Below are 18,100 nucleotides of genomic sequence, written 5' to 3'. Positions count from 1 at the left end.
TAATTGGATAAATATTAAAAACTTAGTATTTTTATTCAACACTTTGTAAAAAAAATGCTCAAATTAATGAGCGACCGCAGATTGCTTTAATGTAGAGAATGTCTGATCAATGATTCCAAGTGCCTCGTCAATCTCTTCATATGAAACCGTTAATGGTGGAAGCATACGTATAACATTTGGACCCGCTGGTAAAACAAGTAGGTTATTGTCTCTTAACTGATCGACCATCATACTAACTTGTTCCTTACATTCTATACCAATCAACAAGCCTTTTCCACGTATTTCCTTCACAAGTGGATGATTTCCTATTATACTATTCAACTTATTAACTAAGTATATATTTTTTTCAGTAACTTCGTTTAAAAAATCATCCTGTAGAATCTTCGTCAATGTTGCTTTTGCAGCAGCCATTGCAATCGGGTTTCCCCCAAAGGTAGAACCATGGCTTCCTGCTTGAAAGGTTTCAATCAATGATGATGCACCAATCATCGCTCCAACTGGCATCCCACTTCCTAAGCCCTTTGCAGAGGTTATGATATCTGGGGTTATTCCATAATGTTGATAGCCAAAAGGTTTTCCTGTTCGGCCGATACCTGTTTGAACCTCATCGATTATTAACAAGGCGCCAACACGTTTACAGGTTTCAGCAACTTTATCAATAAATTCTTGCTCTGCCGGAACAACTCCACCTTCACCTTGAACTACTTCAAGCATGATTGCAGCTACATCTTCTTCTAGTTCCTCTAAAGCTTGCGTTTGATTATATGGTAGATAAGTGAACTTTTCGAGAAGAGGACCAAAGCCTTGTTGTATTTTTTCCTGCCCTGTTGCTGACATTGTTGCAAAAGTTCTACCATGAAATGATTGAAGAAATGTCACAATTTTCGTTTTCCCTGTGTGTTTTCTCGCTAATTTAATGGCTGCCTCATTCGCTTCCGCTCCACTGTTACAAAAGAACACTGCTTCTCCATCGCTATGCTCCACTAAAAGCTTAGCTACCTCCTCTTGGATTGGCTGATGAAAAAGATTAGATACATGCCAATATTTTTTAAGCTGATCTTGAACACCCTGCATTACATCATCATCTGCATGACCCAAATTGCATACAGCGATTCCTGATACAAAATCAAGGTACTTCTTATCATTTTCATCTGTTACCCATGATCCTTTTGCTTCTTTAACTGAAACATTCCATCTAGCATAAGTCGGAAATAAATAACTCATGATGACAAGACCTCCTGTTCTCTCACGATTTTTGTTCCTTTAAAACTGTCATTTTCGATAAATGCTTGTTGCCCACTTACAATCATCACTTCTTGACATATGTCTGAAAGTGTTGCCATCGCTGATTGAACTTTTGGAATCATTCCACCTGTAATTACTTCTTTTTCAATGTGTGACTGTATCTCAGAAGGTGTAATTTTTTCGATTACTTGTTTTTCTCCGTCCAATATCCCAGGGACATCTGTTACAAATAAAAACTTTTCTGCCCCTACTGCATGAGCGATTGCTGCAGCAGCTAAATCTGCATTAACATTAAGAGTTTCATATGTCACAGTACGTGCAAGTGGCGCAATCACAGGTATATACCCATTATCCATTAGTAATGAAACACTGGATGTATCTACTGATGTTACTTTGCCAACCAAGCCAAGATTTTCCTTATCTAAATAGCTCGCTTGTAAAAGTTGCCCATCACTACCTGATAACCCAATTGCTTTAAGTCCTTTTTGTTGCAAAAGATTTGTTAGATGCTTATTTATCTTCCCTGCTAAGACCATTTCAGCAATCTCTAACACAGCCTTTGTTGTTTTACGTTGCCCGTTAAAGAACTCTGTTTCAATATTTAAAGCTTTTAGCATGTTTGTTATATCTGGACCACCACCATGAACAATCATGACCTTCCAGTTATTTTCAATCAATACATTTAAACTTTGAAAAAATGATTCTGACAATTGGTGTACTGTACTTCCGCCACATTTTAAAACGACTGTTTTTGACATATCGATCTCCTTATGTTCTGTAACTTGCGTTTATTTTTACATAATCATAGGTTAAATCACAGCCCCACGCCTTACCAGCTGCATCTCCAACTCCTAGATTAACTGAAATTTTCACTTGATCGTTCTTTAAATATTCACTAGCAGCTTCCTCTGAAAACGCCTGTGGGCTATTATTAGTAAAAAGACAAATGTCTTCTAGATAAATATCAATCTTTTCGGGTTCTACTGAAGCTTCACTATATCCGACTGCACATATAATTCTTCCCCAGTTTGCATCAGCACCGTAAACAGCTGTTTTCACTAAGCTTGAACCAACAATTTTCTTTGCAACTACATTTGCTTCCTGCTTCGTTTTTGCACCTGTTACTTCGACTTCAATTAACTTTGTTGCCCCTTCACCATCTTTAGCGATTTGTTTCGCAAGCTCCTCACTAACCATTTGAAAGGCAGCCTTAAAGTCATTCCACTGTGGATGATTTTCATTTAATTGCTTGTTTCCAGCTTGACCATTTGCTAAGACAAGAACCATATCATTCGTTGATGTATCACCATCAACTGTAATTTGATTATATGTTTTATCAGTAATTTCTTTTAAGGCTGATTGTAATGATTTAGAATCAATATTTGCATCTGTTGTCACAAAACCAAGCATTGTTGCCATATTCGGATGAATCATTCCTGAACCTTTTGCAGCCCCACCGATTGTCACTTTTTCCCCATCAATCACTACTTCATAGCATGAGGTTTTCATCACTAAGTCGGTTGTAAGAATTGCTTGTTGGAATTCTACTGCAGCTTCCTTCGAAGCTTGTGGTTTTAGCTCCTCAATCCCTTGACGAATTTTATCCATTTTCAAGAATTCTCCGATAACACCAGTTGAAGCAACAGCTACAAAGTGTTTTTCTATATTAAATAGATCCGCACAGCGCTCTCTCATCTCGTAAGCATCTTTAAGACCTTGTTCACCTGTGCATGCATTTGCATTGGCACTGTTTACTATGATCGCTTGCAGACGCCCTTCTTTTGCAATACTTTCCTGAGTTACTTTCAATGGTGCTGCTTGGAAGTGACTTTGTGTATAGACAGCCGCACAGTTTGCAGGTACTTCACTATAAATAACACCTACATCATTTTTAGAATATCTTAAACCAGCGTGAACACCATCAGCTGAAAATCCTTTTGGTGTAACGATAGATCCATCTTCAATTTTTGTATAGCAAGTGGTTGCCTTTGTTTGTAACACTGCCTTTTCCTCCCCAGTGGTCATTATAGATGGCCCGTTTCGCGATAACATTGAAATATAATGGTGTTTCGCCGATTCCTTATTTTCCCATCTTTTATTTTTTGTTGTGTTAAACTTGATTGATTTCCGCTGCAGGCGTTTGCTTTCCGCGGACGGTCCGGAAGCCTCTTACGTGCTTAGCACCTCCGGGGTCACCCTATTATTCAAAAAAAGCCTTATGGATAAATAGGTGCATGATATAATCCTGTTGTTTCTTCAAAACCGTTCATTAGATTAAAGTTTTGAATCGCTTGACCTGCTGCACCCTTCATTAAATTATCAATTACTGATACGATCGTAACTCTTCCTGTTCGTTCATCTACTTTTAAACCAATATCACAAAAGTTTGATCCGTAAACTTCTTTTGTAGAAGGAAATTCATTTTGCTTTCGAATTCGTACAAATGGAGAATCCGCATAAAAATCCTTATATAAGTCTAGTAATTTTTCAGTTGAATACGTATCTGTTAAACTTGCATAAATTGTTGCCATGATTCCTCGTGTCATTGGCATTAAGTGTGTGTTAAAGGAAATACATGTAATCGCATCATTTAACGTATGAAGCGCTTGTTCGATTTCTGGTATATGTTGGTGCTCATGTACTTTATATATTTTTACATTTTCATTTACTTCTGAGAAATGAGTTGTCTGTGATGCATTACGCCCTGCACCAGACACACCCGTTTTTGCGTCAACAATAATTGATTGTTCGTTAACAAGTTTATTCTCTACGACCGGTGCTAGCCCTAATATGGTTGCAGTTGGAAAACATCCTGGATTTGCGAGTAATTTAGCCTTTGTTATGTCCGCTTTGTATATTTCGGGAAGACCATATACGGCTTTTTCGAGAACATTTTCATCTACACATGGGCGTTTATACCACTCTTCATATTCACTTTTATTTTTTAGCCTTAAGTCCCCAGACAAATCGATAATCTTTACATCTGAATCAATAAATTGAGGTGATAAAGTCCTGGATACACCAGGAGGAGTCGCAAGAAATAAAACCGTTACATTGCTTTTTATTTCTTCAACATCAATATTTTTCAAAATATGATCACTTATTTCAGTTAAATGTGGAAATGAGTTACTATATGGGACATCCATTTCTGAAGATGAATATAATATACATTCATCTACATGTGGATGATTAGATAATATTCGATATAATTCGACCCCACCATAACCAGTGGCTCCGACAATTCCGACCTTCACTAAATCACCTTCTCTTGTTAAATTCGATATCTTCTAAATTATTTCTCATTATAAATATGTATAAAAATAAAATCAAGTGTATAAATAATGTTTTTATAGATTTTTCAAAAAAATCCTTTAATTATAAGAAAATGAATATGGAACAAACAAAATACCATGTTATATATCTATACAGAAGATTGCATAAAAGAATTGTAAAAATGTATATGTTAAGTAGCTTTTTGTTGAGGATTTTAAGAATAGACTAGTAAAGTCATTGATTTTCTACTCTTAGAAGAAAAAAAATAGGTGTAATATGGGTATAAAAAAAATCATCAGCGGAGCATGTACCCACTGATGATTTTGTCTTTTATCGAATTCCTAATGCGATTTTGGCCATTCTGGACATTTTGTCCTTCGTCCACGGTGGACTCCAAACGATTTTAACCTCAACATTTTTCACTTCTGGAATATCATATAGAGCCGCTTTCACTTGATCAACGATTGTTCCTGCTAAAGGACACCCCATTGATGTTAATGTCATTGAAACCACTGTATTTCCTTGCTCATCCATTTGAACATCATATACTAAGCCAAGATTTACGATATCTACACCTAATTCTGGATCTTCAACCGTTTCAAGTGCACCGTAAATATTTTCTTTTAATAATTCATCCATAAATGTTATTCCTCCAACTTTTAAGATTCAACGTCTATTTCTACCTTGAGTATAGTAAAGTAAATAATTTATTTAAAGGATTCTGCTTGAAGTACATCTACAAGTAACGTTCAAACCATTCTGTCAAAGCCAATGCGCCTTCACGGGATACTTTATGGCCTGCTAATGGATCTACAATAAACTTTAGTCTTTCAGGTGTTTTTTCATACATTGGTATAATGTCCTTGTAAAATTGATACGTAGGAGCAAATGGCACCATATCATCACGTTCTCCATGCCAAAATAATAGTGGTCTATTTTGAAGTTTTTCTGTATGAAGACTTAAATCAAAAGGCTCTAAAAGAGAAAGCTGTTCATCAATCTCATCATTGGACAATGGAATTTTCACACCACTTTGCTGCAAAGCAGAAAGCTGACCTTTTAATAATGTTGTATAACAAGGGCTTCCCATTAGACTAACAGCTGCTTTAATCCAATCATACTGTGTTAATGCCCCTAATGTAGTGATGCCACCCATTGAGGTACCTGCTAGACCAATACGTCCTTGATCAATTAAATCATTTACTTCAAAATATTCTTTAATTGTATTCACTTCTGCAATCTCATTTATAACGATTTTCCAAAACCGAAAGCTTAATTCCTTTGTATTGTAATCCTTACTTCTTTCTCCATGATCGAGTGCCTCTGGCAGAACGACTCTTATCCCTTTTTCTGCAAGATAATAAGCATAATGTAAGTTATTTTCCTTTGCACTCGTAAAACCATGAACAAAAATTACAACAGGGGTTTTTTTATCCCTAAGTGAATGATTTACAATATGTAATAGCGGAATGTCTGCTATATTTATTTTTTCAACGATAACCAAACGAAACGGCCTCCCTAACTATTTTGCCACTAATTAATTGTAACATGTAGACATTAAACTTGGAAAAAAGATACACTAAGAACAAAAGCGCAAGCGCCTCGTTCAGCCCCGACAAGCATAAGACGATTTAGAATAGAAGGCGCTCTTTGCCTTCGATTCTAAATTGGCTTATGACCTCGAGGGGCTAGGCGCTGAAGCTGGATGTCAAAGCGCTTATCCACGGTATGCCAAAATCTAACAAGACGAAAAGGAGACTTTATGGAAACGAAACCTTTCTTAATTGCTTTAGACTTAGATGGAACTCTTTTAAAGGACGATAAAACCATTTCATCGTATTCAAAAGAGATAATTGAAAAAGCAAAAGCAGCCGGACATATCGTTTGTATTGCGACAGGAAGACCCTTTCGATCAAGCTCCATTTATTATGATGAATTACAACTTACTACACCGATTGTTAATTTTAATGGTGCATATGTTCATCATCCTAAAAATAATGAGTGGGGAACATATCATACAACACTTGAACTAAACGTAGTAAAGGAAATAATTGAGGTTGCTGAAAAACATAGCATACATAATATGTTAGCTGAAATCATTGATGACGTATATTTCCATTATCATGACGAAAAGCTTTTAGATGTATTTAGCATGGGGAATCCATCCATTAAAATTGGCGATTTACGAGAAAATCTGGGCGATGATGTAACAAGCATCCTCATACATGCAGCAGAAGAAGATGTTGAAAAAATAAGAACTTATTTATCGGATGTACATGCTGAAGTGGTTGATCACAGAAGATGGGCAGCACCTTGGCATGTTATTGAAATAATTAAAGCAGGGATGAATAAGGCAGTTGGTCTACAAAAAATCGCATCCTATTATGACATTCCCGTTGAACGGATAATTGCATTTGGAGACGAGGATAATGATCTAGAAATGCTTAAATATGCTGGCCATGGAGTTGCAATGGGCAATGCAATAGACCAACTCAAAGCTGTTGCTAATAAGGAAACACGGTCAAATGAAGAAGACGGTGTTGCTCTATATTTAAAAGATGTATTATCCCTTTAAATGGTGTTAAATCAGCAACAAATTGCCATTAATATATTCATTTATTTCGTACACAATAAGACAGACGTAAACAAACGTCACCATTAAAAAGGGGGGCTTTTTCAATGGGTAAACGTAACAAATCAAAACGTTTTGTTCAACAAGGCAAAGATACAGTTACTAAGCACGATGAGAGGTTCCCTTACCATACAACATTATCAGAATCAGAAGAACGTAAAGCAAATAATGCCGTAGATACCTCACTTGGAGGGATATAAATGGGAAATCAATTGTTTCAACAAGCTAGAGAATCTGTTGCTTACGCTAGTTCTGTTGCAGGTGGGGCTGTTCAAGGTGATAAGCATGAAGCGATTATGAAAGCAAAAAATGCACTGTCATCTGCATTTGTCAATTCAACAGATGCCGAACGTGCTCAACTTCGTGAGTTTCAGCAAACAATTGAGTCTATTTAAGAAAAGCAAAGCTTTATGAAAAGGAGCTGACTCTCATGAGTCAGCTCCCTTCTTCTGTAACGTGAATAGTCTTCTTTTTTATTAACCCTTCGGTATCTTGCGATAAAATAGATACTTCAACTTCATATTCACCAGGTTTTATACCTTCCCATATTTCTTCCCACTTTATGCTTTCAGCTGGCTTAATTAAGGTAGACTCTAGGGCTTGAGCAAACATCTTTCCTTCTGAGTAACGATATACCTCTTGATTATTTTGCTCAGTAACGATAATTTCATATTTTTGACTCGAAGAAAAATCAAGTTTTTTCGTTTCACTTGAATTGTTTATTAGTGTAATAATAAATTCCGCTTGATTACGTAAGACGTTCACGTCAACCATTAATTCGAGTTCATCAATCTCCACTTTTACCTCCCCCTCTTTTTCTTCAACAAGTGTATTTGCAGTATTCTCATTACCACCTGTACAACCAAATAAAAACATAATCATCATGCTAAACAGTATGATAGATCGTGCCATTCAAAACACCTCATTAATCTTTCCTGAAGAAGCCAAATATCCCTGTTGTTTGGATTATATTAGTAAATGCATTCGGATCTACTTCTTTGATTATTTTTTCTAAATCATACAATTCATACCGAGTAATAACAATAATCATCATATCCTTTGATTCATTCGTAAAAGCACCCTTAGCTGGAATCATCGTAATACCTCTTACTAGTTTCGAATGGATGGCTTTCTTTAAATCATCTGCCTTTTTTGTAACAACCATCGCAGTAAGCTTCACATGTCTAGTATGGATTACGTCAATTACCCTTGTTGTAGCATAAAGCGCAACTAAAGTATATAATGCCTTCTCCCAACCATACAAAAGACCTGCTGTAAAAATAATGACAGAATTCAACATGAAAATATAGGTTCCAACAGGCTTATCTTTCATTCTAGACAGCACCATTGCGATAATATCTAATCCCCCTGTAGAGGCACCATATTTCAATGTGATTCCAACACCAACAGCAAGTATTACCCCACCGAAAACCGCATTAAGTAAAATATCGTTTGATAGAGATTGTAGTGGAATTAATTCTAAAAATACAGTTGTTGCTGCTACACTTAAGAAGCTATATAACGTAAAGGTTTTCCCTACCTTTATCCATCCCAAAATTGCTACTGGAATATTTAGTAGTAATAATAAGATACCTGTGGAAATATAAAAAGGTGTATATTCCTCTAGTATGCTAGAAAGCAGTTGAGAAAGCCCTGTAAAACCACTTGAATATACGTTTGCAGGAATTAGAAATAAGTTCAAACCTATTGCATTTAATAATGCACCAACAAGCACAACAATAATTTTTACTACCTCACCTTTAATCATGAAAAGATAGACCTCCTTTACAATCTAAGTCCCTATATTCTTTGTTCTTCCCATTTTCATGTAAAATGAATACAAAGATTGTATTTTAATTTGGTCATGATAAACTAAAAATGAATTAGACTTATTAGCATGACTGCTTTTTGAAGGAATATAGATATCTTATACTTTCGTATTTAATTGGAAATTTTAAAAAATGAGCAAATACAAATGAGGTGTTTAAATGAATGTACATATCCTAGCAGATAGTGCTTGTGATTTACCCCTAGATTATTTTGAGGAACATTCTATTTCATTTCTTCCGCTTAGCGTAGATATTAAGGGTGAGCAACTACAAGATCAAATAGAAATAAAACCTAAACAGTTATATAATGCAATGCGCGAAGGTGCTGTTGTTAAAACATCACAACCTTCTCCTCTTTTAATAAAGGAATCATTTACAGACCTTGCAAATAAAGGAATACCAAGTCTTTATGTAGCTTTCTCGTCGGAGCTATCCGGAACGTATCAGACAGCGATGATGATTCGAAATGAGGTACTTGAAGAATTCCCCTCATTTGAATTAGCGATTATCGATACAAAGTGTGCCTCGCTTGGACATGGTCTTGCTGTTAGATATGCAGCCGATTTAGCTGAAAGTGGAAAAAGCCTAAGTGAAATTGAGACAGCTGTTAAAAACTATTGTTTAAAGATGGAGCATATCTTTACTGTAGATAATTTAGAATACTTAGCTCGTGGAGGCAGAATTAGCAAAGCATCTGCATTTGTTGGGGGACTTTTAAATATCAAGCCTTTACTTCATGTAGAGGACGGAAAACTTATTCCTCTTGAAAAGATACGCGGACGCAAAAAAGTTTTTCGACGCATTATTGAAATTATGAGTGAACGTGGTGTTAACTTACAAAACCAAACCATCGCCATCAGCCATGGAGATGATGAAGAAGCTGCTTATGAAATGAAAGCATTGATCGAGAAAGAATTTTCACCTAATGAAGTGTATATAAATTATGTTGGGGCAGTTGTTGGAGCTCATGCTGGTCCTGGTACTCTTGCGATATTCTTCTTAAATGACGAGTTGTAGTAACACATATTTAAAGCTCGGAAAGGGCATGATAAAGCTATATTCGTTTGAAAGGAGTTTTTTCATGCCACATACTAGTGATAACGATAAAAAGGCACAAGATAACAATGCTAAGCGCCATGAAAAAAACATGATGCGTGATAAAAATCGCAAGCAAGGTGAACGTCAATATTCTAAGAGAACAGATCATAAATGAACAAAAGGTCTTTTACTTAGGCATGCAACTCATGATAAGTGAAAGACCTTATTGTTCTATAGGTTGTTATTTTTCTGGTTTTACATATATCGTTAGACAATTCGTTTGTAGGTCCATTCTCCCATAATGATATACTTGATCACCAAGCGAAAAAACATTCTTATCTTTTAGATGTGCATATTGCTCTCTTGATAGCTTTAACTTATTATGAATTCCATCTTCAACTGCAAGCACTTTTATTTCCATCCCATACCAATCCTTTATACTAAACATTCTATAAAATCAGTATATTTTGTAGCTTATGAAAGCGTCAAGATTTTGGTTTGAAATGAAAATGAATATACTTATAAAAGTAAGAACCTGTATGACAGGATCTTACTTTTAAATTATCTATCTTATTACGAAATCAACCATCGTCATATTCATATCGCCAATAAAAAACGTCCTCCATTTCTAAATAGAAATGGAGGACGTTTTGTTATTTTTATTGATCCTGCTGTTCTTTAAAATATGTCCAGCCATCTTTTTGATAAACTCTACCATTTTTCATTAAATGCCCTAAAGCTCGTTTAAACGCACCTTTACTTAGTTCAAATCGTTCATATATATCATCTGGATCACTTTTATCATTGAAAGGCATAGCTCCGCCTCTTTCTTGCATATAACCATAAATTCGTTCTGCATCACCACTCAATGCCTCATGCTTACGAGGCAATAAACTGACGTTAAGAGTCCCATCTTCCTTCACGTCAATAACTCGTCCTGTTACTGTTTCACCTAAACGCGGCTCAACGGTTCGCTGTGAGGAATGGATAAAACCTTTATAGCCTTCTTCAGTTAATATGAATGAACCTGCTACAATCATTCTGTAGACAGTTCCTGATATTTCTTTATTAAACAACGAACGATCAGCATCTTTAAAGAGAGGTTCAACAATTTCCTCTGTCGCTAGGCGAACAAAAAAACGGCCATTTCCTGAAACCTTTAATGTACAATAAAGCTTGTCCCCTGGTTTAGGCCATACTTCTCTTAAAAACGGGAGGTGATCCATTGCAACAAGAGCATCCTTACTCAAGCCAATATCCACAAATGCCCCCATATCATCTACTACATCTACCACTTCGACCCAACCATATGATTGATCCGTAATCAGTGGTTTTTTCATTGTTGCATACAATCGTTCTTGAGCATCAATCACGAAAAAGACCTCAATTTTTTCTCCAACCTCGATTTCTCCTATCACTTCGCTTTTATGTAATAGTACACGCTCATCTCCATCTGTTAAGAAGTATCCATAATCAACCTTTTCATCTATCGTTAATATTGCAAATGTGCCTGGCATCATATCATTTATCGTTCCTTTCATCATTTAAGTGAAAATATTATTAGTTCTCACTTTCTCATCATTTATACGTCGTTTTCAGCAAACAATTATACTCAATAATCACCTGAGCGTTTAAAAAGTTGTGAACATTGTTTTATTTTACTATAATCTAACCATATTATATACGTAATGGAGGATTAATATGGCGAAAGATAGTTCATTTGATATTGTATCCAAAATTGAATTCCCTGAAGTGACAAATGCAATTAGTATAGCAATGAAAGAAATTGCTACTCGTTATGATTTCAAAGGGAGCAAAAGTAATATATCATTAGAAAAAGAAGAACTAGTTTTAGTCTCAGACGATGAGTATAAGCTAGACCAACTAAAAGATGTCCTATTATCAAAACTTGTTAAACGAAATGTACCAATTAAAAATATTTCGTATAAAAAAATTGAGAATGCCTCAGGTGGAACAGTTCGTCAAAGAGCAGAATTAGTTTCTGGGATTGATAAAGACAATGCCAAAAAAATAAATACGCTTATTAAAAACGCTGGCTTAAAGGTGAAAACTCAAATTCAAGATGATCAAATTCGTGTAACAGGAAAAAGCCGAGACGATTTACAACAAGTCATTGCTGCAATAAGAGAAGCTGACCTGCCAATTGACGTACAGTTTATTAATTATCGCTAAAAACAAAAGCGCTGGAGCTGGATGTCAAAGTTCCTACCCAAAGTAATCTTATATGATTTTCCCAGGCAGTTCATCAAACAAATCGTTGTCACATGAACTGCCTTTTTTACGTTTCAAAACTTGATTACCACCTTTTCCCACACTTAATATTATGAAAAATATCATTTAACTATTGATATTTTTCATAATATTAGATAAATTAGTTGTAACACTTTTCAATATATTAAAGTAAATACAATAATTTCATATCTTATCAAGAGAAGCTGAGGGACTGGCCCTATGAAGCTTCAGCAACCGGTCCATAACGAGTGAAGACCTGGATTTTAGTTGATTGTTCAAAGAAGAAAATAAACCTTAAGTTGTTTTCTATCCGCATCTACAAAGCTTGCAGGTGCGGATAGAAAACAAACAACAGTATGGTTTACAACCTTTCTAAACAATTTAATCTATCCTACTTATCCTCCGAGTGCCAAGGTGCTAATTCCAGCTAAGCATGTAAGATGCTTGAAAGATAAGGGGAAGCTTTGAATCATTCAGCCTTCTTCTTAAGAGGGCTTTTTTTATTATTATTTCGATTCATCTTTTCTCCTCACACTACTACATAGATCGGAGGCTTTTCTATGAGCTTTTTGGAAGACTTAAAAAGTAAGATTTTAATTGGGGACGGTGCAATGGGAACAATGCTTTATTCCCATGGTGTTGATCGTTGTTTTGAAGAATTAAACCTATCAAAACCTGATGATGTCAAGCGCGTTCATCAAGCATATATTCAAGCCGGTGCTAACCTAATTCAGACGAACACCTATGGGGCAAATGATATTAAACTCTCACGTTACGGCCTAGAGGATGAAATTAGACAAATTAACAAAACTGCTGTTGAAATTGCCAAACGAGCAGCTACTTCTTCGACGTATGTATTTGGAACTATTGGCGGAGTTCGTTCCTTCAAAAAAAGTGCCCATACACTTGAAGAAATTAAACGCAATTTTAGAGAGCAGTTGTTTATCTTACTAAATGAAGATGTAGACGGCCTATTACTTGAAACCTACTATGATTTAGAGGAAATGAAAACAGTACTCCAAATTGCAAAAAAGGAAACAAATAAACCAATCATTGCCAATGTATCCCTCCATGAAGCAGGTGTTTTACAAGATGGAACAGCATTAACAGATGCTTTTTCAACTCTCGAAGAGCTTGGTGCAAATGTAATTGGCTTAAACTGTCGTTTAGGTCCATACCATATGATTCAATCTCTTGAGGAGGTTCCGCTTCTTGAGTCAGCCTATCTATCTGTATTCCCGAACAGTAGCTTACCTGCTTTAAATGAAGGTCGTCTTGTTTATGAATCTGATGAAGGTTACTTTAAGGAGAGCGCTCTGAAATTTAGAGACCAAGGTGTTCGCCTAATTGGTGGCTGTTGTGGAACAACACCAAAACACATTCAAGCAATCGCTGAAGCTGTAGGGCATCTTGCTCCTGTTACAGATAAAAAGGTAAGAGTTCCGAAGCAAGTACAAGTAAATATCACATCTAGTAATACTGACACACTTCCTCCACTTCAGGAGATTGTAAAGGAAAAACGTTCAGTTATTGTTGAGCTTGACCCACCGAAGAAGCTTGGAATGAATAAATTCCTTGAAGGGGCACAAGCGCTTCATCATGCAGGTATCGATGCTTTGACTCTTGCAGATAACTCGCTTGCTTCTCCACGGGTAAGTAACCTAGCTGCCGGAATACTCGCAAAAGAAAAAACAGGTGGCAGAGCATTAATTCATATTACATGTCGTGATCGAAACTTAATTGGCTTACAGTCTCATTTAATGGGTTTACATTCATTAGGACTATCTGATGTACTAGCAATTACTGGTGACCCTTCAAAAATTGGTGATTTCCCTGGGGCAACTTCTGTTTATGATGTCTCTTCGTTTGATTTAATCAGTTTAATTAAACAATTCAATGAAGGTGTCTCTTACTCCGGTAAACCATTAGGTGAAAAAACCAACTTCTCAGTTGCGGCTGCCTTTAATCCAAATGTTCGTCACTTAGATAAGGCTGTTGTCAGACTTGAAAAGAAAATTGCCCATGGTGCAGATTATTTTATCTCACAACCTCTTTATTCAAGTCAGCAAATTGTCGATGTATATGAGGAAACCAGAAACTTAAAAGCACCTATTTACATCGGGATCATGCCATTGACATCAAGCCGTAACGCAGAATTTATTCATAATGAAATTCCTGGAATTAAACTTTCAGATTCGATTCGTGAAAAAATGGCAGCAGCTGGAACAGATAAGGAACAAGCCCGCCAAGAGGGCTTAGCCATTGCAAAGGATCTTATTGATACAGCATTTGATTTATTTAATGGAATTTATTTAATAACTCCATTTTTACAGTACGACCTTACAGTGGAGCTAACCAATTACATCCATGAGAAGGAAAAACAACTGGCTGAAAGGAAGATTACACATGTGTAGCATCAAAAATGAAATAAAAAAACGGATACTTGTACTTGACGGTGCAATGGGTACAATGATTCAAGCTGCTGATCTTACACCTGATGATTTTGGTGGTGAAGACTACGAAGGCTGTAATGAATATTTAACTTTAACAGCACCGAAAACAATTGAAATGATTCATGAAGCCTATCTTGAAGCAGGCTCAGATATCATTTCAACAAACACATTTGGAGCTACTAGTCTTGTTTTAGATGAATACGACCTAGGTTCTTTCGCCCTTGAACTTAATATTGAATCAGCTAAAATTGCAAAAAACGCAGCTGATAAATTTTCCACACCTGAAAAACCAAGATATGTTGCAGGAGCAATGGGTCCAACAACGAAAACGTTATCTGTAACTGGTGGGACAACATTTGATACTTTAGTCGATAACTATGAAGAACAAGCAAGAGGATTAATTATCGGTGGCGCTGACTTACTTCTCCTTGAAACTAGTCAGGATATGCTCAATGTAAAAGCTGGATTCTTAGGCATCCAAAAGGCATTTGAAACAACAGGTAAAGAGCTTCCACTTATGGTTTCAGGAACAATTGAACCAATGGGTACAACATTAGCAGGACAGGATATTGAGGCTTTTTATGTCTCATTAGAGCATATGAAACCAATTTCGGTTGGTCTTAACTGTGCAACAGGTCCTGAATTTATGACAGACCATATCCGTACATTATCCGGATTAGCGAATACAGCTGTAAGTTGTTATCCGAATGCTGGCTTACCTGATGAAGAAGGAAATTACCATGAATCACCTGAGTCACTTGCCAAAAAACTTGTTGGCTTCGCTGAACAAGGCTGGCTAAATTTTGTAGGCGGATGTTGTGGAACAACTCCTGAACATATTAAAGCCATCTCTGATGCTGTAGCAACGATCAACCCACGGAGCATCGAAGACGTTTCAAGTGGTCACACTGTTTCTGGAATCGATGCCCTTCTTTATGAAGATGGCATGCGTCCACTATTTGTCGGAGAAAGAACAAACGTTATCGGTTCTCGTAAATTCAAACGGTTGATTGCAGAACAAAAATTTGAAGAAGCCTCTGAAATTGCTAGAGCACAGGTGAAAAATGGTGCACATGTTATCGATATTTGCTTAGCAGACCCTGACAGAGATGAACTTGAAGATATGGAAGCATTCATTCAAGAGGTTGTTAAAAAGGTAAAGGCCCCTCTTGTTATTGACTCAACAGATGAAAATGTCATCGAAAGAGCATTAAAATATTCTCAAGGTAAAGCTATCATCAACTCAATAAACCTTGAGGACGGTGAAGAACGCTTTGATGCAATTGTTCCCCTTGTAAAAAAATATGGTGGAGCTTTAGTTGTAGGGACCATCGATGAAATTGGGATGGCATTAACAGCTGAAAAGAAGCTTGAGGTTGCGATTCGTTCACATGATTTACTTGTCAAAAAACATGGTCTTAAGGCGAGTGATTTAATCTTTGATCCACTTGTTTTCCCAGTTGGAACTGGTGATGAGCAATATATTGGATCTGCAAATGAAACAGTACGTGGTATTCAACTGATAAAGGAACACTTACCAGAATGCTTAACAATCCTTGGTGTAAGTAATGTATCCTTTGGCCTTCCTCCTGTTGGACGTGAAGTATTGAATGCAGTTTATTTATACCATTGCACACAAGCAGGACTTGATTATGCGATTGTAAATACCGAAAAATTAGAGCGTTTTGCCTCAATTCCAAAGGAAGAAATCAAGCAAGCAGAAGATCTATTATTCAAAACAACTGATGAAACACTTGCTGCGTTTACAGCATTTTATCGAGGAAAGAAAAAGGAAAACAAAAAGCCAGTAAAATCTCTTCCATTAGAGGAAAGACTAGCTCTTTATATCGTTGAAGGAACAAAGGAAGGTCTTCTTCCAGATTTAGAATTAGCTCTTAAAAAGTACCCTGATCCCCTTTCGATCATTAACGGACCCCTAATGGCTGGAATGGCCGAGGTTGGTGTCTTGTTTAATGACAATCAATTAATCGTTGCTGAAGTATTACAAAGTGCTGAAGTAATGAAAGCTTCGGTATCTTATTTAGAACAATTTATGGACAAGAAAGACGATAGTGGAAAAGGTAAAATTTTATTAGCAACTGTTAAAGGTGATGTTCACGATATCGGTAAAAACTTGGTGGACATTATTTTAAGTAATAATGGTTATAAGGTTATTGACCTGGGAATTAAAGTAACACCTCAAACACTTATTCAAGCAGTCAAAGATGAGAATCCCGATATTATTGGATTGTCAGGGCTCTTAGTAAAGTCTGCTCAGCAAATGGTCATTACTGCTCAGGACTTACATGAAGCTAATTGCAACGTACCAATTTTAGTAGGTGGGGCTGCCCTTTCAAGAAAATTCACGAGAATGAAAATCTCTCCACAATATACGGGTCCAGTTGTTTACGCAAAAGATGCAATGGACGGATTATCATTGGCAAATCAATTGCGGACTACTCCAGAGCTGTTTGCTGAAAAAGAAGCGGCAGTTACTGAAGAATCGAAACCAAAAAGTGCACAATCGAAAGCTGTTACTGAGCTATTAGAAAAGCGTGGCAACCTTAGTGAAGCACCAATCTTTACACCAGTTGATACAAAACGTCATCTGCTTAAAGATATTAACCTAACTCAAATTATTCCATATATAAATATGCAAATGCTAATCGGACACCATCTTGGACTAAAAGGAAAAATCAAGGAATTAGTGCAAAAGAAAGATCCAAAAGCATTAGAATTAGTTGAGTTAATTCAAGACCTATTAAAGGATGGCGCCAAAAAGAATTGGTTTAAGCCAGCTGTTGCTTATCAATTCTACCCATCTTATAGCGAAGGGAATAAATTGCATATTTTAGATCCAAATAACACAAATTCAATTTTGGAAACATTTGATTTTCCAAGACAAGAAAAACTACCATACCGTTGTATCTCAGACTATGTTCGCCCTAAGCAGGAAGATGGATTTGATTATGTAGCCATGTTTGCAGTTACAGCAGGTAGCCAAATTCGCGAGTTAGCACAAGGCTTTAAGGAACAAGGCGATTATTTAAAAAGCCATGCTGTTCAAGCTCTTGCTCTAGAGCTTGCAGAAGGACTAGCCGAACGAACACATCAGCTTGTTCGTGATCGTTGGGGCTTCCCTGATGCCCCTGACTTTACAATGGATCAGCGCTTTTCAGCTAAATACCAAGGTCAAAGGTATTCATTTGGCTATCCAGCCTGTCCTGACCTTGAAGATCAAGAAAAACTCTTTAAGCTATTGAGACCTGAAGATATTGGAATTCAGCTAACAGAAGGCTTTATGATGGAGCCTGAAGCATCTGTTACAGCAATCGTCGTAGCCCATCCGGAAGCAAGATATTTTAATGTAATGTAAT

Annotated in this window: 19 protein-coding genes and 1 riboswitch; of the genes, 8 read left to right on the top strand and 11 right to left on the bottom strand. The window is 36.5% G+C overall.

Annotation, left to right across the window (positions count from 1 at the left end; translation table 11 throughout):
• Positions 1-63: 63 nt before the first annotated feature.
• The 6 genes from HUW50_RS13510 to HUW50_RS13485 form a co-directional block, all read right to left on the bottom strand.
• A complete protein-coding gene (locus HUW50_RS13510) occupies positions 64-1,224 on the bottom strand; it encodes an acetylornithine transaminase (RefSeq protein ID WP_066336386.1) in 1,161 nt (386 codons plus the stop codon).
• Positions 1,221-2,003 carry an acetylglutamate kinase gene (gene argB, locus HUW50_RS13505; protein ID WP_066336389.1) on the bottom strand — a complete coding sequence of 261 codons (783 nt, stop codon included), beginning with the start codon at positions 2,001-2,003 and terminating at the stop codon, positions 1,221-1,223. The genes HUW50_RS13510 and argB overlap by 4 nt, the downstream gene beginning before the upstream one ends.
• A 10-nt stretch (positions 2,004-2,013) precedes the next feature.
• Entirely contained in the window at positions 2,014-3,270 is a 1,257-nt protein-coding gene (argJ, locus tag HUW50_RS13500) for a bifunctional ornithine acetyltransferase/N-acetylglutamate synthase (protein WP_066336390.1), read from the bottom strand.
• 191 nt (positions 3,271-3,461) lie between these two features.
• Positions 3,462-4,499 carry an N-acetyl-gamma-glutamyl-phosphate reductase gene (argC, locus tag HUW50_RS13495; RefSeq protein ID WP_066336397.1) on the bottom strand — a complete coding sequence of 346 codons (1,038 nt, stop codon included), beginning with the start codon at positions 4,497-4,499 and terminating at the stop codon, positions 3,462-3,464.
• A gap of 349 nt (positions 4,500-4,848) precedes the next feature.
• Positions 4,849-5,157: a metal-sulfur cluster assembly factor gene (locus HUW50_RS13490; RefSeq protein ID WP_066336399.1), complete on the bottom strand. Its 309-nt coding sequence runs from the start codon at positions 5,155-5,157 to the stop codon at positions 4,849-4,851.
• A 97-nt stretch (positions 5,158-5,254) separates the two neighbouring features.
• A complete protein-coding gene (locus tag HUW50_RS13485) occupies positions 5,255-6,022 on the bottom strand; it encodes a prolyl oligopeptidase family serine peptidase (protein ID WP_066336402.1) in 768 nt (255 codons plus the stop codon).
• 258 nt (positions 6,023-6,280) lie between these two features.
• On the opposite strand from HUW50_RS13485, the gene HUW50_RS13480 reads away from it, so the two are divergent.
• The 3 genes from HUW50_RS13480 to HUW50_RS13470 all read left to right on the top strand — a co-directional run bounded on the left by HUW50_RS13480 (position 6,281) and on the right by HUW50_RS13470 (position 7,545).
• Positions 6,281-7,093 carry a Cof-type HAD-IIB family hydrolase gene (locus HUW50_RS13480; protein ID WP_185654010.1) on the top strand — a complete coding sequence of 271 codons (813 nt, stop codon included), beginning with the start codon at positions 6,281-6,283 and terminating at the stop codon, positions 7,091-7,093.
• A gap of 104 nt (positions 7,094-7,197) precedes the next feature.
• Positions 7,198-7,350: a hypothetical protein gene (locus HUW50_RS13475; RefSeq protein WP_185654009.1), complete on the top strand. Its 153-nt coding sequence runs from the start codon at positions 7,198-7,200 to the stop codon at positions 7,348-7,350.
• Positions 7,351-7,545 (top strand): DUF3813 domain-containing protein, encoded by a 195-nt coding sequence (locus tag HUW50_RS13470; protein ID WP_066336410.1) that lies wholly within the window; start codon positions 7,351-7,353, stop codon positions 7,543-7,545.
• A gap of 40 nt (positions 7,546-7,585) precedes the next feature.
• Here the strand turns inward: HUW50_RS13470 and HUW50_RS13465 are convergent, their stop codons facing one another.
• On the bottom strand, positions 7,586-8,062 hold the full coding sequence (locus HUW50_RS13465) for a BsuPI-related putative proteinase inhibitor (protein WP_066336412.1): 477 nt from the start codon (positions 8,060-8,062) through the stop codon (positions 7,586-7,588).
• A 13-nt stretch (positions 8,063-8,075) separates the two neighbouring features.
• Positions 8,076-8,918: a YitT family protein gene (locus tag HUW50_RS13460; protein WP_066336414.1), complete on the bottom strand. Its 843-nt coding sequence runs from the start codon at positions 8,916-8,918 to the stop codon at positions 8,076-8,078.
• A gap of 220 nt (positions 8,919-9,138) precedes the next feature.
• On the opposite strand from HUW50_RS13460, the gene HUW50_RS13455 reads away from it, so the two are divergent.
• Both HUW50_RS13455 and HUW50_RS13450 read left to right on the top strand, forming a co-directional pair.
• The gene (locus HUW50_RS13455) at positions 9,139-9,996 is read left to right on the top strand and encodes a DegV family protein (protein WP_066336417.1); all 858 of its coding nucleotides are present in this window, start codon (positions 9,139-9,141) and stop codon (positions 9,994-9,996) included.
• A 64-nt stretch (positions 9,997-10,060) separates the two neighbouring features.
• Positions 10,061-10,192, top strand: a complete 132-nt coding sequence (locus HUW50_RS13450) for a DUF3941 domain-containing protein (RefSeq protein ID WP_083964714.1) — start codon at positions 10,061-10,063, stop codon at positions 10,190-10,192.
• Positions 10,193-10,258: 66 nt separating this feature from the next.
• On the opposite strand, the gene HUW50_RS13445 is transcribed toward HUW50_RS13450, so the two are convergent.
• Positions 10,259-10,438 carry a hypothetical protein gene (locus tag HUW50_RS13445; RefSeq protein WP_066336420.1) on the bottom strand — a complete coding sequence of 60 codons (180 nt, stop codon included), beginning with the start codon at positions 10,436-10,438 and terminating at the stop codon, positions 10,259-10,261.
• Between the two features lie 238 nt (positions 10,439-10,676).
• Positions 10,677-11,537: a CvfB family protein gene (locus tag HUW50_RS13440; protein ID WP_066337319.1), complete on the bottom strand. Its 861-nt coding sequence runs from the start codon at positions 11,535-11,537 to the stop codon at positions 10,677-10,679.
• A gap of 181 nt (positions 11,538-11,718) precedes the next feature.
• On the opposite strand from HUW50_RS13440, the gene HUW50_RS13435 reads away from it, so the two are divergent.
• Positions 11,719-12,210, top strand: coding sequence for a YajQ family cyclic di-GMP-binding protein (locus HUW50_RS13435; protein WP_185654008.1), 492 nt, complete (start codon positions 11,719-11,721; stop codon positions 12,208-12,210).
• Positions 12,211-12,375: 165 nt separating this feature from the next.
• Here HUW50_RS13435 and HUW50_RS27540 read toward each other — a convergent pair whose 3' ends face one another.
• Complete coding sequence (locus HUW50_RS27540; protein ID WP_369094754.1) at positions 12,376-12,429, bottom strand: hypothetical protein; 54 nt, start codon at positions 12,427-12,429, stop codon at positions 12,376-12,378.
• A 28-nt stretch (positions 12,430-12,457) separates the two neighbouring features.
• A riboswitch (SAM riboswitch) is annotated at positions 12,458-12,728 on the top strand.
• Between the two features lie 102 nt (positions 12,729-12,830).
• Between HUW50_RS27540 and HUW50_RS13430 the strand changes: the two genes are divergently transcribed.
• A complete protein-coding gene (locus HUW50_RS13430; protein ID WP_066336431.1) occupies positions 12,831-14,684 on the top strand; it encodes a bifunctional homocysteine S-methyltransferase/methylenetetrahydrofolate reductase in 1,854 nt (617 codons plus the stop codon).
• Positions 14,677-18,099, top strand: a complete 3,423-nt coding sequence (gene metH, locus HUW50_RS13425; protein WP_066336434.1) for a methionine synthase — start codon at positions 14,677-14,679, stop codon at positions 18,097-18,099. Before HUW50_RS13430 ends, metH begins: the two co-directional genes overlap by 8 nt.
• Position 18,100 lies beyond the last annotated feature (1 nt).

Origin of the sequence: Metabacillus sp. KUDC1714, assembly GCF_014217835.1 — a bacterium.
GTDB lineage: Bacteria > Bacillota > Bacilli > Bacillales > Bacillaceae > Metabacillus > Metabacillus rhizosphaerae.
This window is presented reverse-complemented; position numbering and strand designations above follow the sequence as displayed.

What these genes read in the sequence shown, in the direction of transcription:
- HUW50_RS13450 (WP_083964714.1), top strand. Translation starts at nt 10,061, where the DNA reads ATGCCACATACTAGTGATAACGATAAAAAGGCACAAGATAACAATGCT.
- HUW50_RS13470 (WP_066336410.1), top strand. Translation starts at nt 7,351, where the DNA reads ATGGGAAATCAATTGTTTCAACAAGCTAGAGAATCTGTTGCTTACGCT.
- HUW50_RS13490 (WP_066336399.1), bottom strand. Translation starts at nt 5,157, where the DNA reads ATGGATGAATTATTAAAAGAAAATATTTACGGTGCACTTGAAACGGTT.
- HUW50_RS13480 (WP_185654010.1), top strand. Translation starts at nt 6,281, where the DNA reads ATGGAAACGAAACCTTTCTTAATTGCTTTAGACTTAGATGGAACTCTT.
- HUW50_RS13460 (WP_066336414.1), bottom strand. Translation starts at nt 8,918, where the DNA reads ATGATTAAAGGTGAGGTAGTAAAAATTATTGTTGTGCTTGTTGGTGCA.
- HUW50_RS13455 (WP_066336417.1), top strand. Translation starts at nt 9,139, where the DNA reads ATGAATGTACATATCCTAGCAGATAGTGCTTGTGATTTACCCCTAGAT.
- HUW50_RS13445 (WP_066336420.1), bottom strand. Translation starts at nt 10,438, where the DNA reads ATGGAAATAAAAGTGCTTGCAGTTGAAGATGGAATTCATAATAAGTTA.
- HUW50_RS13510 (WP_066336386.1), bottom strand. Translation starts at nt 1,224, where the DNA reads ATGAGTTATTTATTTCCGACTTATGCTAGATGGAATGTTTCAGTTAAA.
- HUW50_RS13475 (WP_185654009.1), top strand. Translation starts at nt 7,198, where the DNA reads ATGGGTAAACGTAACAAATCAAAACGTTTTGTTCAACAAGGCAAAGAT.
- argJ (WP_066336390.1), bottom strand. Translation starts at nt 3,270, where the DNA reads ATGACCACTGGGGAGGAAAAGGCAGTGTTACAAACAAAGGCAACCACT.
- HUW50_RS13435 (WP_185654008.1), top strand. Translation starts at nt 11,719, where the DNA reads ATGGCGAAAGATAGTTCATTTGATATTGTATCCAAAATTGAATTCCCT.
- HUW50_RS13430 (WP_066336431.1), top strand. Translation starts at nt 12,831, where the DNA reads ATGAGCTTTTTGGAAGACTTAAAAAGTAAGATTTTAATTGGGGACGGT.
- argB (WP_066336389.1), bottom strand. Translation starts at nt 2,003, where the DNA reads ATGTCAAAAACAGTCGTTTTAAAATGTGGCGGAAGTACAGTACACCAA.
- HUW50_RS13465 (WP_066336412.1), bottom strand. Translation starts at nt 8,062, where the DNA reads ATGGCACGATCTATCATACTGTTTAGCATGATGATTATGTTTTTATTT.
- metH (WP_066336434.1), top strand. Translation starts at nt 14,677, where the DNA reads ATGTGTAGCATCAAAAATGAAATAAAAAAACGGATACTTGTACTTGAC.
- HUW50_RS13440 (WP_066337319.1), bottom strand. Translation starts at nt 11,537, where the DNA reads ATGATGCCAGGCACATTTGCAATATTAACGATAGATGAAAAGGTTGAT.